Annotated in this window: 16 protein-coding genes; 2 read left to right on the top strand and 14 right to left on the bottom strand. The window is 47.7% G+C overall.

What is annotated here, in order from left to right:
- Positions 1-136: 136 nt before the first annotated feature.
- Complete coding sequence (locus tag DFR28_RS18020) at positions 137-499, top strand: thiol-disulfide oxidoreductase DCC family protein (RefSeq protein ID WP_113955790.1); 363 nt, start codon at positions 137-139, stop codon at positions 497-499.
- A 45-nt stretch (positions 500-544) separates the two neighbouring features.
- On the opposite strand, the gene DFR28_RS18015 is transcribed toward DFR28_RS18020, so the two are convergent.
- The 12 genes from DFR28_RS18015 to DFR28_RS17960 form a co-directional block, all read right to left on the bottom strand.
- Entirely contained in the window at positions 545-1,441 is an 897-nt protein-coding gene (locus tag DFR28_RS18015) for a LysR substrate-binding domain-containing protein (protein WP_113955789.1), read from the bottom strand.
- Positions 1,442-1,516: 75 nt separating this feature from the next.
- Complete coding sequence (locus DFR28_RS18010; protein ID WP_245941786.1) at positions 1,517-1,786, bottom strand: DUF3820 family protein; 270 nt, start codon at positions 1,784-1,786, stop codon at positions 1,517-1,519.
- A 112-nt stretch (positions 1,787-1,898) separates the two neighbouring features.
- A complete protein-coding gene (locus DFR28_RS18005; protein ID WP_113955788.1) occupies positions 1,899-2,654 on the bottom strand; it encodes a glutathione peroxidase in 756 nt (251 codons plus the stop codon).
- A 159-nt stretch (positions 2,655-2,813) separates the two neighbouring features.
- Positions 2,814-4,226 carry a cryptochrome/photolyase family protein gene (locus DFR28_RS18000; RefSeq protein ID WP_113955787.1) on the bottom strand — a complete coding sequence of 471 codons (1,413 nt, stop codon included), beginning with the start codon at positions 4,224-4,226 and terminating at the stop codon, positions 2,814-2,816.
- 86 nt (positions 4,227-4,312) lie between these two features.
- Complete coding sequence (locus DFR28_RS17995) at positions 4,313-5,671, bottom strand: DUF58 domain-containing protein (RefSeq protein ID WP_113955786.1); 1,359 nt, start codon at positions 5,669-5,671, stop codon at positions 4,313-4,315.
- Positions 5,668-6,717 (bottom strand): AAA family ATPase, encoded by a 1,050-nt coding sequence (locus DFR28_RS17990; protein WP_113955785.1) that lies wholly within the window; start codon positions 6,715-6,717, stop codon positions 5,668-5,670. Before DFR28_RS17990 ends, DFR28_RS17995 begins: the two co-directional genes overlap by 4 nt.
- On the bottom strand, positions 6,714-8,150 hold the full coding sequence (locus DFR28_RS17985) for a DUF4350 domain-containing protein (RefSeq protein ID WP_147251057.1): 1,437 nt from the start codon (positions 8,148-8,150) through the stop codon (positions 6,714-6,716). The genes DFR28_RS17990 and DFR28_RS17985 overlap by 4 nt, the downstream gene beginning before the upstream one ends.
- A complete protein-coding gene (locus tag DFR28_RS17980) occupies positions 8,150-8,911 on the bottom strand; it encodes a DUF4129 domain-containing protein (protein ID WP_147251056.1) in 762 nt (253 codons plus the stop codon). Before DFR28_RS17980 ends, DFR28_RS17985 begins: the two co-directional genes overlap by 1 nt.
- Before the next feature lie 8 nt (positions 8,912-8,919).
- Positions 8,920-9,699, bottom strand: coding sequence for a hypothetical protein (locus tag DFR28_RS17975; protein WP_113955782.1), 780 nt, complete (start codon positions 9,697-9,699; stop codon positions 8,920-8,922).
- Entirely contained in the window at positions 9,686-10,675 is a 990-nt protein-coding gene (locus DFR28_RS17970) for a stage II sporulation protein M (protein ID WP_113955781.1), read from the bottom strand. The genes DFR28_RS17975 and DFR28_RS17970 overlap by 14 nt, the downstream gene beginning before the upstream one ends.
- 39 nt (positions 10,676-10,714) lie before the next feature.
- Positions 10,715-11,401, bottom strand: a complete 687-nt coding sequence (locus DFR28_RS17965; RefSeq protein WP_211317049.1) for an RDD family protein — start codon at positions 11,399-11,401, stop codon at positions 10,715-10,717.
- Between the two features lie 92 nt (positions 11,402-11,493).
- Positions 11,494-12,243: a DUF2189 domain-containing protein gene (locus tag DFR28_RS17960; RefSeq protein WP_113955780.1), complete on the bottom strand. Its 750-nt coding sequence runs from the start codon at positions 12,241-12,243 to the stop codon at positions 11,494-11,496.
- A 109-nt stretch (positions 12,244-12,352) separates the two neighbouring features.
- On the opposite strand from DFR28_RS17960, the gene DFR28_RS17955 reads away from it, so the two are divergent.
- On the top strand, positions 12,353-12,667 hold the full coding sequence (locus tag DFR28_RS17955; protein WP_113955779.1) for a DUF805 domain-containing protein: 315 nt from the start codon (positions 12,353-12,355) through the stop codon (positions 12,665-12,667).
- A gap of 92 nt (positions 12,668-12,759) precedes the next feature.
- Here DFR28_RS17955 and DFR28_RS17950 read toward each other — a convergent pair whose 3' ends face one another.
- Both DFR28_RS17950 and parE read right to left on the bottom strand, forming a co-directional pair.
- Complete coding sequence (locus DFR28_RS17950; protein WP_113955778.1) at positions 12,760-13,290, bottom strand: DUF1653 domain-containing protein; 531 nt, start codon at positions 13,288-13,290, stop codon at positions 12,760-12,762.
- On the bottom strand, positions 13,287-15,176 hold the full coding sequence (parE, locus tag DFR28_RS17945) for a DNA topoisomerase IV subunit B (protein ID WP_113955777.1): 1,890 nt from the start codon (positions 15,174-15,176) through the stop codon (positions 13,287-13,289). Before parE ends, DFR28_RS17950 begins: the two co-directional genes overlap by 4 nt.
- Positions 15,177-15,253: the final 77 nt, after the last annotated feature.

The raw sequence follows: 15,253 nt of genomic DNA, 5'->3' as shown, positions 1-15,253 counted from the left end.
AAACGTTGTCCTTTGGAAATTTTATTTATTGTTTTAACTGCCAGCGAGTCTAACTTTACGCATGAATGATCACAAGGATTTCTGATTAATCGACTATTATCAATGCAGAATTTCATTAGCAATCATTCCTTTGAGCATGAGCAGAAGCACCGAAACCTCACCGGTCGACACACTATTTTATGACGGAGCCTGCGCGCTGTGCAGTACGGAAATTAGGCACCTAAATAGGCTAAAGGACTCTACTCTACAGCTAATTGATATTCACGCCATGGCAGCGACTGATTTCCCAGCATCAGTAAACAAACTCGAACTTATGACTCGCCTGCATTTACGCTCAGCCGATGGACTGTGGCTTACCGGCTTAGACGCAACCGTGAGAGCTTGGCAACACACTAAGTTCGGCTGGCTATTACTACCGCTGCGTTGGCCAATATTCAAGCAGATTAGTGACTGGTGCTACAACCGCTGGGCAAACAACCGAGCATGCAAAATCGGGTAAATTCATCACATCGGGGGCAGAAATAGAACCAGCCATTTAGCCGTGCTAAATAGTTAGCAACGGCTTGATCCCGGCCCGAATTACATCGGCGATAGCATGTAACGCAACAGGTCGAGTAATCCGCTTGCGTACCAACATAACAATATCTCTGGTCGGCTGCGGCTCCTCAAAATCGAGTACTTTAATATTCGCGAGATCGCTTCGGCTTGCCAGATCCGGCACTAAAGTAATGCCCACACCAGCCCCGACCATATGCAACAAAGTATCCAAACTTGTCGCTTGAAAACGCTTATCCTCATCCGCTCCGGCAGCAAAACAGACACCTAAAGCTTGATCACGCAGACAATGACCATCTTCCAGCATTAGTACCGAACGTCCGTCGAGCACCGATTTAGTCACGGGGGAACTATTCGCTGCTAATTTATCGTGCGCGGATACTGCGAGCTTCATAGTCTCGTTATACAGCAATATTTCAGTGACGGGATACGACCATTCCAAACGCGCCAGTATCACAGCATCCAACTCACCTCTTAATAACCTCTCAATCAACTGCTCAGTCGTCAGCTCGTATAAGTAAATCGTCGCCTGCGGGAACTCCCTACTCAGCAGCGGCATGACAATCGGTAATAAGAACGGACCAACAGTTGGAATTAAACCAATGCGAAACTCCCCGAGCATGGGATCGTCAGCTTGCTTGGCGGTGACACGGATCTGCTCGACCATCTGCAATAGCTGGCGAGCTTGAGCCACCACTTCCTCGCCAATCGCAGTAAACATGACTTGCCGTGTTGAACGTTCTATTAAAGGCGTACCTAGCTCTTCCTCGAGTTTTTTTAACTGCCCACTCAGGGTTGGCTGGCTAACATGACAGCGCTCTGCGGCCTTACTAAAGTTCAGTAACTCATGCACCGCAACTAGGTATTCAAAATCCCGGATATTCATCGCTATTGTTAGTCCTTAGCTCAAGCAATTAGCATTAACAGCTTGCACTCAAATAATAAAGAATGAGTAGTGAAATTAACCGATGTCGCCATCGCTCGCCACTCGTGACTTAAGAGGCTTAATCAAACCATCCAAACCTTCTATTTTAAGCTCCAAGCAAAGCTTCATCAGCTTGCCTAGTTCACCTTCCGGAAAACTATTCTTGTGAAACCAAAACAAATAGGCTTCAGGCAAGTCAATCAATGCCCGACCAGCGTATTTACCAAATGGCATTGACCAAGTAGCAAGCTTAATCAGGTCAGATTGTGAAAACCCGAGCATACTGGATAAGGAGTCACTTTCCATTTAATTTAGACCCAGATAAAGGCGAGCGCATTTGATCAACGCGCTCACCGTATTTGACAATTCGCACAACGAGTTTCACGTCCTAACAACACCTAGCAGCTGACTTGCTAGACTATTTTTGATTAGTCAAAAACGCGGCTAAATCGTCGGAACCACCAATGTTTTTCCCGTCGAAAAAGATTTGCGGAACCGTAGCATTACCCGAGATTGCTTTAACACTGACCGACGTTGCATCTTTACCTAACACGATTTCTTCATAGGCGATTCCATGCTCACTTAACAATGTTTTAGCACGCGAGCAATGCGGGCAACCCGGCTTAGTAATCATCGCAACTGAAGACGGTTTAGCTGCATTGGGATTGATGTAATTCAACATCGTATCAGCATCCGACACTTCAAATGGATCACCAGGCACATCCGGTTCTACAAACATTTTCTCGATTATTCCATTCTTAACCAACATAGAATAACGCCACGACCGCTTTCCGAAGCCAATTTCACCTTTATCCACCAGCATTCCCATGCCTGCCGTGAACTCGCCGTTGCCGTCTGGAATCACCGTAATATTCTCGGCTTCTTGGTCTTCCTTCCAGGCATTCATTACGAACGTATCATTAACGCTCATGCAAATAATGCTGTCGACGCCGTTTTTCGCGAAGGTGCCAGCCAACTCGTTGTAACGTGGTAAGTGAGCTGAGGAACAGGTTGGTGTGAACGCACCAGGCAGCGAGAATAACACTACCGTTTTTCCAGCGAACAGGTCGTCACTGCTGGCAGTTACCCATTGGTCATTTTCTCTGAAAGGAAAAACCACAGAAGGAACAGCTTTTCCCACCATATCAGCGTTCGGGCTCACAGGGTTTGACATAATTTTTGTCTCCAATTGACTGAATAATAATTTATTTGTTAAGAATAGCGGCGCGTGACTAAAAGGTAAAATCGTTTATTCCTATCTTATATATCCAAAAAATCTATTAATGAAACCCATCAATAAAGTCAGCCGACAAAACGCCTCTAATTACCAGGCTTATGCATTTTTTATCGCTTGGTAAGCGGCCAACGCATCAATCCGCGCGGCCTTGTGTTCAACGATGGGGAATGGATAGTTATCGCCCAATGTAATACCAGCCTCCAACAATGTCTTAGTGTCCGCTTCCCATGGCTTATTCAGGTAACGTGGTCCTAACTGTTCTAGTTCTGGAACCCAGTGTTTTATGTAGTCACCTTGCTTATCAAACTTCTCACCTTGCAAGATCGGATTGAATATCCGAAAGTAAGGTGCTGCATCGGCACCACAACCAGCAACCCATTGCCAGCTTGCGGTATTATTAGCAATATCGGCATCGACCAAAGTATCCCAAAACCAATCAGCCCCTACTTGCCAATGAGTCCGTAAATGTTTGGTTAAAAACGACGCGCAAATCATGCGAACGCGGTTATGCATAAACCCGGTATGCCATAACTCACGCATACCAGCATCAACAATTGGGTAACCTGTTTTACCTTGCTTCCATGCATCAATCTGCTGACTTTGTCCGTCCCACGGAAACTCCGTAAATCGTGCGTTAAAAGGCTCCTTAAGCACATGCGGAAAATGTACTAATAGGTAACGACTAAACTCACGCCAACCAAGCTCAGATAGATACTTCATACCATCTTCATGACTAACAGAACCATCGGCCATCGCCTGTTGGATATCAAACCACAATTGACGCACACTAATCTCGCCAAACGCTAAGTGTGGAGATAGCATAGAGGTATCGGTCCTACTAGGAATATCTCGACCGTTTTTATAACGCTGAATGCCCTCTTCTAAAAAGCGCTCCCATCGAGCTTGCGCGCCAGACTCACCGGGCTGCCACCGCTCCGCCAAACCACCGGACCAATCCGGTTGTGAGGGCAATAGCCCCCAGTCCGACAAGGTCTCTGAACCGATGTCGTCATGCCAACAATTTAAGGTCGGCAAACCCAGTGGCTCGGGCGGATCAAGTTGCGCCATACAATTGCGCCAAAACGGTGTAAACACCTTAAACGGTGTGCCTTGCTTGGTCAGAATAGTAGTCGGTTCGATCAGCAGTTGCCCATTGTAGGAGTCGCACGCAATGTTGGACGCTTGCAAACTCGTTTTAACCGCTTTACCAGTTTGAATACCATCAGGAGAGTAGACTCGATTCCACACCACTTTGTCAGCACTGTGCTTTAGCGCCAACTCAGCAAGGATCGATGCCGGGTCGCCAGTAGCGAGCGTCAATGTTACGCCATGTTTTGCGAGATCATCAGACAGCGCCAGCAGACTATGATGCAGCCACCAATAGCTAGCCTCCCCCAGAGTTGATGGGTAAATAAAGACCGGCATCACCTCGCCACTGCGAGCAGCGTAATACAGCGCGGGATTGTCATGTAAGCGAAGATCTTCGCGGAACCAAACTAGTGTTTTCATCGCGCTAGTGTAAGAGTCCTAGGTGACTTTACGGTGAAGTTAGCAAAACATTTACTACTGGATCCAACCGCAAGTAAAAACCGCGATTAGATACGCCCGTATTGCTTCAGTCTTAGGTACTCAGAGACAAGCTGGACATGGATGTTTTTGTGGGTTGCATCAACCACCGAAACACCTTGCGCCTTAAGCAGCGCCAACATTTGTTTACGATTACGCTCGAAATGTTTGATGCCCGCATAGAGCAATGTGTCATCACGCGAACTTAATTCCATACGGTCGGCGTTTTCCAGCAGGCGTTCCTGCAATGCCACGATCATCACCAAATGCTGACGCGATAATATCGACACCGCTTTTTGTAAATCAGCACTGTCTTCGTCACGCACGTTGGTAATTACAATAATCAGCGAACGTTTACGCTGCTTAAGTAATAAATTCTCAGCCGCCGTGACGTAATCACTACTCTCGGTTGAGGTGGTGAGTGCGTATAAGTGGTTTAGCAGAACATTGATGCTGGTTTTACCCTTAATCGGTGGTAACCAACTAGGCTCTCCAGAGAAACTCATAACACCAACTGCATCGCCCTTGTCTAAGGCTATGTAGCTACTCATCAATAACGCGTTTAGCGCATAGTCGAAGTAGCTCAGATTGTTCTCCATGGCACGCATCCGCCGACTACAATCCAACAAAAATACAATATTCTGATCTTTCTCTTCTTGGTACTCTCGGGAGATCGGAGACCCTAACTTTGCCGTCGCTTTCCAATCTACCTGCTTGAGAGTGTCGCCCTCGCGAAAATCACGCAGTTGGTTAAACTCCATGCCATCACCTTTGCGTTTGGCAATATGCGCCCCCATATTGCGCATCGCTTGCTCAACACCAAACACAAAACTATTCGACACTGCAGTGAAATCGGGATACACCTTAATACTTGGCGAACCGCCTAAACGGCGTAAATGCTCCCAGAAACCAAGCCGTGACTCGATTAACACAAAAGCTGGTTCAAACTCGGCCAAGCCGCGACGTTTAGCAATGACCGAATACTCATAACGCCCATTCTGATCGACCGCCACGGTTTGTGTTAAGGGGAACGCCGAACTAATCAGCTGCTCAGGAATTCCATCGCTCAAACTCACTTTGAGCGGCCGATTCGACAGGTTTTCAAATTCAAACGCAATCGTCTGCGACCGATTCAATGACAAAGAGTTCGGTAACACTCGACGAACACGATACTGGTCGCTCGCTTCAGGGCTCAGCGCGTCCCATATTGCTATAGCTCCAAACGCCGCTAACAACCACCACCACAAACCTACCAAAAATTCGACCGTCTCTGACTCCGGCGCAGCCACACGCAGCCCACCGAGACACAATCCCAATACAGCAGCAACAGCCAATACTTGTAATAAGCGTTGGCTAGGTCGGACAGACAGAAACTCAGGCAGTCTCACTGACGCGGTGCCTCGATGTCCATCAGCATTTGGTTGAGCACATCTGGCGCGCTCAAGCCTTCGATTTCAACATCTGGGGTCAAAGCAACACGGTGTTGCAATACGGCTACCGCCATACTCTTAACATCATCAGGCAAGACAAACTGACGGCCAGCCAAAAAGGCATTGGCTTTAGCAATACGTACTAAACCAATACTGGCGCGAGACCCGGCTCCACGAAAAATCGCCGGATGAGAGCGTGTCGCGCGTACGATACGAACCGCGTAATCCACCACCTGATCATCAACCTCAACGTTGGCGACTTGCTGCTGGTAGGCTAGCAATTCATTAGCCGTCAATACCGGTTTAATCGACTCAATCGAGCTATTATCTCCAACCTGACCTTGGGTAATCAACTTAGTCAATTTAACTTCGTTATCGATACTCGGGAAATCAATCACAACCTTAACCAGAAAGCGATCCAGCTCGGCTTCGGGCAATGGGTACGTACCCTCTTGTTCCAGCGGGTTTTGCGTTGCTAGCACCATAAACGGCAGTGGCACTTTACGTGACTCACCTTCGGTCGTGACTTGCTTTTCTTGCATAACTTCAAGCAAAGCGGCTTGCGACTTAGCCGGCGCGCGATTGATTTCATCGGCCAACAATAGGTTAGTAAACACTGGGCCACGATTCATTTGGAAAGACTTGTTTTCCATATCGAACACCACATGACCAGTCACATCGGAAGGCATTAGGTCAGGAGTAAACTGAATTCGCTTAAAGTCACCGGAAAAGGTCTTGGAGAGCGCTCTAACCAACAACGTTTTACCCAATCCAGGCACTCCCTCAAGCAACACATGGCCGTTCGATAACAGCGCCAACACAACATGCTTCACAACACGTTCCTGCCCGATTAATGCTTTGTTAACCTGCGCAATCATCATGCGGAGATTGTTTACCGAGTCGGTGTTCATCGCATCTTGCGCTGCCCCGGAGGTAGCACTGGAGTCAGTAGCGATGTTGGTATTCGCAGTAGCTTGAGTTGGGTCTTGGGTATTATCGTTCATAGTCGTTTCCGAATTAAATGGCCGAGTTTGAGTGCAGCGAAGAGTTCGTCTTGATTGTTAAGTTGATTACAATACGCTATCCAGCGTTCAATCTGTTCGCTTGGTAGTTGGCTTTGGCGCGCCAACAAATCAGTTTGCGCTTGAACATCAAGTCTTGAAAAACCTGAGTCGTACGCACGCATTTGTAGCTCGATATCTTCTTGCAATGATGTGAGCAAGGCATCCCATTGTTTGTGTGTCACTAGATATTTAGCGCTCGCAGATAAATGCTCAGCGAAACTGCGGCGCCGGCTTTCATCCACCGCCTGTATCCGCTGAACTCGTAGTCCATGACGCCATAACCATAGCCCTAAGATGAGCAAGGAAAGCAGTATAAATTCCAAGAAATAGCGCGTCAGCATTGTTCCTAACGAAGGCACGTCTACATTGTAGAAAAAATGCAAGGTCGAACCAGACGGCACCATGTACGACAAAAAGTAGGCATGGTCGCCTAAACCAATATGCTCATTGGTCCATAGATCTGAGCTAGAAATTGCCGTAAAAGTGCCCTCACCTAGTTCGAATTGAATCAACCGCACACCGTTTTCGTCACTGATGGAAGTCAATATTTGATAATCAATCAACTCAGACTCGGTGTCCGACAAACTGTCATTGTCTGCAATTGCGTCGTCGTAGGCATCTACATCAATTTCAGGGTGGACAAACGTAATTTCGTCGAGCACCGCAAGGTAGATTTGACCGACTTGTTCATTCAGAAACACCGGATAGTATTCGTAATCAAGCTCTACGTTTAAGAGTTTAAATAACTGTCGATTAAATTCACTACCAGCTTTCGCTCGCGAATTTGTTGACGTCTCTTGGTCGGCTACCTGAGCCTGTTCACTGGAATTCTCACCAGTCTCATTGGAGTCATTAGCCGCTCGCGCATCTTTTTCCGCATTAGCTTGTTGCTCCTCCTTTAGCTTACGATTAACTTCACGCATCCGTTCGCTCGCGGAAAGCTCTTCAACTGTCTCGTCAATCACGTCATCTAACGAAAATAATTCCTCTTGCGGTAGCAACTCAACACGCCTCAATAGCGAGTCGTAGCCCGTAACCTCAGCACCAACGCCAACGATTAACGACCCACCACGCTGTACCCAATCAACTGCGGCATCGATTTGACTAGCGGAGACCAACATACTGTCGACCTCTGACAGAATCACCATTTCGTCGGTCGGCAATGTTGAAAAGCGCAATTCGGAGGTTGTTTCAACAACGCTTACCCCGCGCTCCGATAGAAAACGTTGTGCAGCCAAAAATGGATTGCGCTTTGCTTCAGCACTTTCGCCAATCCAAATCTCTTCTTCTACTTTCTCGTACATCAAGTAGAAGCCACCAACTGCAGCCGCCAAAACCAAAATACTCACAATCCAAACAATCCGCGCTTGCATCAGAATACCTCGCGCCATTGCGTACACAGTGCAGCAAACTGCGTGTCATTCGGTGACTGATGAGCATAAGCCAATTGCTGCCATGTACCGACTAAGGTCCACATATACTGGCTTAAAGACTCATTGACCTGCTGCTCAATACGTTGACAACACTCAGTCTCGGTGTCGCTGTCATAAAATCGGCAGCCATGTTCATGCAACAGCTTGATTAAACTGGCCTGCAACAAGGTAGCCAAACTAAGGCGCTTGTCTCCGGCGGCCCAATGCGCTTGCGCGGTTGCCACTACATCGGTTGGCAAACTGTCTTTCTGGACGTCTAAACCAAACATCGTGGTTGGCAGATCTACCACCTCCTTGTGACGCCCCATCGATTGGAAGAAGTCGCCAATCGGTTGATGATAGCGTTTCACCACGTAATAGATTAACCATGCGAAAAGCGCAAACAATAATATTTTTATAATCAGTGCTAATGCCTTAAAGAACCCTCCGGTACCTTCAAACCACTCCATCAACGTAATCATCCAGTAAGGAAATGACTCTTGTCGCTGCTCTTTGGTTTCACGTTTTTTGGCTTGCCAACGAGTTACGGTTTTCTTACGTGCAAAATCGTCGCTCGACAATACTTTTTCGATCGCAAGGTAGGCGGCTTCAGACTGCGGACTGCGAGGTAGCGAGTCGCCCTCCTCCAAGACAAAGTTCTCGACCGACTCTTGAGCTACTACCGACGTCAGGGTCAGGAAACTCAGTGATAATATAATCATCAACCGTTTCATGGCTTGACCTCAGGACCGGCCGCGCGCTGCATCGCGCTAGAAGCAGCTGGTTGTTCCGACATCCAGTCACGGAAGCAAATCTCAATATCCCAACCTTCTAGCTCTATCCGTCGTGATATATACAACATGAAGCCCGACGCAACATAAAATGGTGCAACCACCGCCATCATCATCAGGCTTCCTAAGTCGACCCAAGCGCTATTGTTTTGAAAGTCCTCAAACAACCCAAACCCGAAAGTAATTTGGTCAGGAAAAAAGACCTCTAACAGTATCACCGCAGCGATTGCCAGAAACGATTCAAAGTGAAACAACACAACGGTTAGCCAGCTTGCCTGACTGGCGTACTTACTGCCAAGAACCGATGCACGCTTACTGTATTGTCCAGCTGAAGGGCTTTCCAACAAGGTGATCGGCGCATACATCCCACGCCCAACACTGATGCGTCGTATGGTCAAAATCCAGCCAAGGCCAGGAAATATCCAATCACGCCAATTACGCAGCGTCTGCCAGAACCCCATATCTTGCTGAAATAACTCACGACTCAAAAAATACAAGCTGGGCCGTTCAAATAGAGGCTTACACCACCATATGATGAAGTAAGGCAACCAATAGCTCTCGGTAACAAATGTTCGCGTCAACCAAAAAACCGGTAATGCAATGACCAAATACAAGGCAAAGCTTCGCAGCCAAAATCGACGGCCAAGCGCAATACCAAGGTCAATTGCTGACCAACCGGTACGCAACCGCGTTTCAATGATTAGCTTATCGAGCTGCATTGTGTTCGATGTATAGACGCACTTTAGCGCGCGCAAAGAAAAAACAGTAGTAGTAAACGGCAACCCATAAAATTGCGCCAACGAGATACTTAACCGCTATCGGAATGCTCGCAGAAGCAGACCAAAAGGCTTCAAGAAACGCCGCTATGGTCAACATAATAAATACGCCATACATGATCTTAATAGCGTCAATAGCCGCATAATGCATGGCTTTGATACGCGTGTGCTTGCCTGGTGCCAACAATGCCCAACCAAGTTTTAGACCAGCGGCTCCACTAAATGCGATGGCGGTTAACTCGAATGAACCATGACCAATCACAAACGGATAAAACGTTTCGGTATACCCCAAAGCCGTCAAGTGGCCCGACACTCCGCCGATCACGACACCATTGTATGCCAGCATAAAGAGGCTCCCAACGCCGGCAAACAAGCCAGTAGCGAAACACTTAAACGCTATGCCGATATTGTTATAGATATAAAAACCAAACATCCATAAGTCGGTTGATGCTTGGCTTTCGCGACCAAACTTTTCCACCGACGGTTCATACATCGCCTCCATCATGCGCACTTCACCAGCGCTCATTACCGAATACAACATTTGGTCGTTGAATAAACAAGCGATCATCATGGCCAAATACGGCAATACAAATAACGCGCCAGCGATCCATAAATACGGTGCATTTGAACGCAAAGCGGCTGGAAACCCGGTAACCAGAAATTCGACTATTTGGCCGTGATCTTTGATTCGTTGGCCGTATAACGACTGGTACCCAAGCCCTACGAGTTGATTCAAACGATTGGTCAGGCCTGGCGCATAGCGTCGGCTCTTGGCCATTGCCAAATGCTGACAGAGTCGACGATAGTCAGACGGAAACTCAGTAGAACGTTCCGACTCAATAATTTCTGCTCCTTCTAATATGCGTTGCATACGATTCCAAAAATCGTTATGTAAACGCTCAAACTCTAGCTGCTTCATAACAATCTAAAATGACCTTTTGGCTGATTCCAACACATACTATTTAGCCCCTAAAAGCCACTTACCGACCCCGCGCACATAATCAACTGGGTCGTCAATACGCTGCGGAATTACATCTCGAATTATCTCAGCAATTTCTTGCTGGCGAGCCTGTGACAAATTGCCTCGATTGAGAGAAAAATTGATAAAGGCGGTTTGTTGCGCCTCGCTCAGCGCCATTACCGGAGTAACTGGCGTCACGTCATCCAGTGCCGACGAATCATACGCGGGCTCTTCGGCATAAATAACCACAGTACCAGCAGCCAGATCTCCTAAACGTTGGAAACGGCTAGTGAGGCAAATGCTGATCGCGCCAAACACATAGAAAAACGGGAAGATGTCAGCCGTTCTCAATAGATTCCTAACCAACGACGGACCAAACTGAATTGGCGTTAAATCGTCGTTTACAACCTTAATATTGAATGCTTTCTTACCAATGGTTTGGCCATTTCGGTAGACCTCAAAAGCAACTGGGTATCCCCATTCCAACAAGAAATATGCCACTAACCAAAGGCCGCCGAGCTTGCCACCAGTCAATGCCACCGCAATCCCAAACACAGTCAAAATGCCGATACGTACCAGCAAATCAATACCGTAGGCGAGACTACGCGGCACTAAGCCAACTAACTCGGCATGCAAATCAATGCCCTCTGGTGTCTCCACCAGGCAGATGGTATCGAACTTCACCGTATTACCTCAGGCAGTACGCCGCGCTCCTAAAGCGACCCACTCCATGTAACACGCCAATACGGTGAGCGAATTCGGCCTCAGCCACCAAACTACACCGACGAATCAGCGATTGTACTGGCTTCAACACCAAACATATCTCGATAGATAATACCGGCAGCCAATACGACCAATGGGTAAGCCCAAATCAATCCAACCAATAGCGCGAGCACACCAGCCAACACCACGAGCATTGCCAATACAGCAAAACCGAGCATATTAAACCACTTGTGAGTAATTGCTTTGCGTGACGTCATTAGTGCTTCCCAGGGACCCATATTTTTTTCAACCACAAGCGGCATTGCAAAAGAGAATGCAATCGCTAAATAGATGCCCGGCAATATTAGCAACAAGAATCCAATGATTAGTAGCACATACATAATCACCATGGTTAGAAACAGATTCAGGGTCTTGTCGAAGTGCTTAAATATTTCTTTAAACTCGACAGGTGCGCCAACAGAGTGCTTAATACCAATCATCATTAAGCCCGCGCCAAGCGGTGCTGTCGCAGCAACTTGCAATACCGAAATCCCAAGGTAGAGCCCCCAGTTCACTGAGCCTTGTGCAGGATCGCCAGCAATTCCAGTTTGGAACAAGCTAAATGCCATCGACACAACACCATAAATAATCGCGGCGATCCAAAATGGCAATTTCAAGCCGGGCAACATGGCCCAAGCAGATTTAATCACTTCCACCGGACGAAGCGAATAGTCTCCGTTTAATGCTTTTTCGACTGAACCATACTCACCAGCCGCCGCTGGGTCACGCAAGCTAGATTCGGGTGCTTTATAAATATCGGACATACTGAACTCTCCTCAGGGTTTTTTATTGTCTAGGGGCGCACTATTAACGAAATACTAAAATCCAGGTTCTCGAATTTCGTCATGCGATGCTAAACTACTGAGACCAATTTTGAAAGCGCCATCAGCTGATGTTTCAGCACAACACTCCGACGCTACCTGTCAACCAAAAGTGTTTACCCACAAAGATCGAATCGATCGTCTACGCTGCCTTGCATATGGACTCGCATCAATCTTGATCGTATTTCCGGTAATCACGCTTGCAGGCGCTCTCGTGGCAGTTATTGGCAGCGGCGGCGAAAACCCATTGGCAAAAGGCTTACTGATAGCGATCGGTGTCGCGGCTTACTTGTTTCTAATTGTATTCTCGTTCATTTTCGCCAAGCGTCGCTTTAATGACATGGATCTATCAGGGTATTCGGAATAATAGCGCGTCAATCAAAAAAGCCAGCTTAATAGCTGGCTTTTTTTTTGCTTTTTGCATTATCCAATGACTATCAATCACTAGAAACTCACTAGCTATCTAGCACGTAACCCCTGATAATACTCAACCTTCGGCATTGGCGAATAGAAGTGATGCAACAACTTCCGCCATTGTTGATACTCATCGGACTGTCGAAACCCAATAGCGTGATGCTCTTGGCTTTGCCACTGCACCGTTAATAGATACTCAGTCGGCCGCTCAACGTTCTGTTGCAGTTGGTGCTCTAAATAACCCTCCATGCCAGCAATGATTCGCTCTGCGTCAGCAAACGCTTGCTCGAAATTATCACACTCTGACGGCTCTACGTTTAATACGGCAAGCTCTAACACATCGGTTTGTTCATCCAAGTATCGAAAGCGCGGTACGCTAGCACCGTCTAACTTAACCAGCTCGTCAAACATGGTCAACGGGCGTGCCCAAAAACCTTTCTCGCCATATAGAGCTTGGTACACAACCAGCGACTCCTCAGACTCAGAGTGTCTAACGACCTGCGTAACCCGATACAATGGCCCCTTATAATGTTGGTACAGTCCAGGGCGAATAACTGAGGTGTGAGCAGCGCTCATACTTCGGCCTGATCGCCTTTTGAACTTAACCACGCTTTACGCGCTGGCACCTGCTTTTTAGCCAGCAACATATCCATCATTTTTTGTGTTCCGTCGCCCAGACCAATTGTCATTTGCACCAATCTTCGGCTACTTTCATGCATCGTGGTTTCGCGCAATTGGCTTGGATTCATTTCACCCAGACCTTTGAAGCGCTGTACGTTGATTTTAGCGTTCGGCTTATCAGCCTTTATTTGCCTGATTATCGCATCGTGCTCAGCATCATCAAGCGCGTAAAACACTTGCTTAGCCTGATCTATTCGATACAAAGGCGGCATGGCTACATAAAGGTGCCCTGCTTCAACAAGAGTCCGAAAATGGCGCACGAAGAGCGCGCAAAGCAGCGTAGCGATGTGCAAACCATCGGAGTCAGCATCCGCCAAGATGCAAATTTTTCCGTAGCGCAGCCCCGCCAAGTCGTCGGACCCAGGATCGACCCCCAAGGCTACCGATATATCGTGCACCTCTTGCGATGCCAATACCTGACTTGAGTCCACTTCCCAGGTATTAAGAATTTTACCGCGCAACGGCATAATTGCCTGAGTCTCACGATTGCGTGCCTGCTTGGCTGACCCACCAGCTGAGTCCCCTTCAACTAAAAATAACTCAGTTACATCAATGTCTTCGCTTGAGCAGTCTGCCAGCTTACCCGGCAAAGCTGGGCCCGAGGTAATTTTCTTACGGGTAATCTTCTTTGCCGAACGTAAGCGACTCTGAGCATTATCAATCGCCACCATCGCGATTTTTTCGCCTACTTCGAGGTTTTGATTGAGCCATAATGCCAATGCGTCTTTCACCTTGGTCGCCACGAATTGCGATATCTCGCGGGACGATAAGCGCTCCTTAGTCTGCCCCGAAAATTGCGGATCTTTCATGCGTACAGACAATACGTATTGAACTTGCGCCCAGACATCATCCGGTGCAAGTTTAACGCCCTTAGGTAACAGGTTTCGAAAATCACAAAACTCGCGAATCGCCTCAGTTAGGCCAATTCGCAGACCATTAACGTGCGTGCCACCCTGAATGGTTGGAATAAGGTTAACGTAGCTCTCGGTAATTAGCTCGCCGGCCTCTTGTGACCAAGCAACAATCCACTCGACCTCCTCACCATTACCAGCCTCTTTACCCTGAAAGCCATTTTCGGGCAATCGCTCATTATCGCCGAGCGCACCAAGCAGATAATCCCTTAAACCATCTTGGTAACACCAGCTTTGGTTGTTTGCCGGCTTGGCTTCGTCTTCAAAGTTAATGGTTAAACCAGGGCACAAAACGGCTTTAGCGCGCAGAAGACGACAAAGCTTTCCGGCATGCACATTGGGCGAATCAAAAAACTGAGGATCTGGCCAAAACCGAATAGTAGTTCCAGTGTTACGTTGGCCAACGGTTCCAATTTCCGCTAAATCCGAGCGCTTCATACCGTCCGCGAAGGACATATTGTATTCCACACCACCACGCTTAACCCAAACCTCGACGTGTTTAGACAGCGCGTTGACCACCGAAATACCTACGCCATGCAAACCACCGGAAAATTGATAGTTCTTATTCGAGAATTTTCCACCAGCGTGAAGCCGCGTCATAATAACCTCAACACCAGGAATGCCTTCTTCAGGGTGTAGGTCAACTGGCATACCGCGACCGTCGTCACTCACTTCGACCGAGCCGTCACTAAAGACGGTCACATCAATTCGTTTGCAGTGTCCTGCGATAGCCTCATCCACACTGTTATCCACCACCTCTTGTATCAGGTGGTTCGGGCGTTCAGTCGTGGTGTACATGCCGGGGCGCTTACGTACGGGTTCTAGCCCGGTAAGCACCTCAATCGCGGAAGAATCGTAATCGTTACTCATACTCTCTTATTACTCATACTTTCTGGGTTGATGCGAGATCAGTCTGGTCTATGATAAGCGGTGAAGTTTAACGCGAT

Origin of the sequence: Arenicella xantha, from assembly GCF_003315245.1 — a bacterium.
GTDB classification, from domain to species: Bacteria; Pseudomonadota; Gammaproteobacteria; order Arenicellales; family Arenicellaceae; genus Arenicella; species Arenicella xantha.
The sequence above is the reverse complement of the archived record's forward strand: the minus strand, read 5'-3'. Positions and strand labels throughout refer to the sequence as shown.

What these genes read in the sequence shown, in the direction of transcription:
- DFR28_RS17970 (WP_113955781.1), bottom strand. Translation starts at nt 10,675, where the DNA reads ATGAAGCAGCTAGAGTTTGAGCGTTTACATAACGATTTTTGGAATCGT.
- DFR28_RS17980 (WP_147251056.1), bottom strand. Translation starts at nt 8,911, where the DNA reads ATGATTATATTATCACTGAGTTTCCTGACCCTGACGTCGGTAGTAGCT.
- DFR28_RS17960 (WP_113955780.1), bottom strand. Translation starts at nt 12,243, where the DNA reads ATGTCCGATATTTATAAAGCACCCGAATCTAGCTTGCGTGACCCAGCG.
- DFR28_RS18015 (WP_113955789.1), bottom strand. Translation starts at nt 1,441, where the DNA reads ATGAATATCCGGGATTTTGAATACCTAGTTGCGGTGCATGAGTTACTG.
- DFR28_RS18010 (WP_245941786.1), bottom strand. Translation starts at nt 1,786, where the DNA reads ATGGAAAGTGACTCCTTATCCAGTATGCTCGGGTTTTCACAATCTGAC.
- DFR28_RS18005 (WP_113955788.1), bottom strand. Translation starts at nt 2,654, where the DNA reads ATGTCAAACCCTGTGAGCCCGAACGCTGATATGGTGGGAAAAGCTGTT.
- DFR28_RS17985 (WP_147251057.1), bottom strand. Translation starts at nt 8,150, where the DNA reads ATGCAAGCGCGGATTGTTTGGATTGTGAGTATTTTGGTTTTGGCGGCT.
- DFR28_RS17950 (WP_113955778.1), bottom strand. Translation starts at nt 13,290, where the DNA reads ATGAGCGCTGCTCACACCTCAGTTATTCGCCCTGGACTGTACCAACAT.
- DFR28_RS17990 (WP_113955785.1), bottom strand. Translation starts at nt 6,717, where the DNA reads ATGAACGATAATACCCAAGACCCAACTCAAGCTACTGCGAATACCAAC.
- parE (WP_113955777.1), bottom strand. Translation starts at nt 15,176, where the DNA reads ATGAGTAACGATTACGATTCTTCCGCGATTGAGGTGCTTACCGGGCTA.
- DFR28_RS17975 (WP_113955782.1), bottom strand. Translation starts at nt 9,699, where the DNA reads ATGCAGCTCGATAAGCTAATCATTGAAACGCGGTTGCGTACCGGTTGG.
- DFR28_RS18000 (WP_113955787.1), bottom strand. Translation starts at nt 4,226, where the DNA reads ATGAAAACACTAGTTTGGTTCCGCGAAGATCTTCGCTTACATGACAAT.
- DFR28_RS18020 (WP_113955790.1), top strand. Translation starts at nt 137, where the DNA reads ATGAGCAGAAGCACCGAAACCTCACCGGTCGACACACTATTTTATGAC.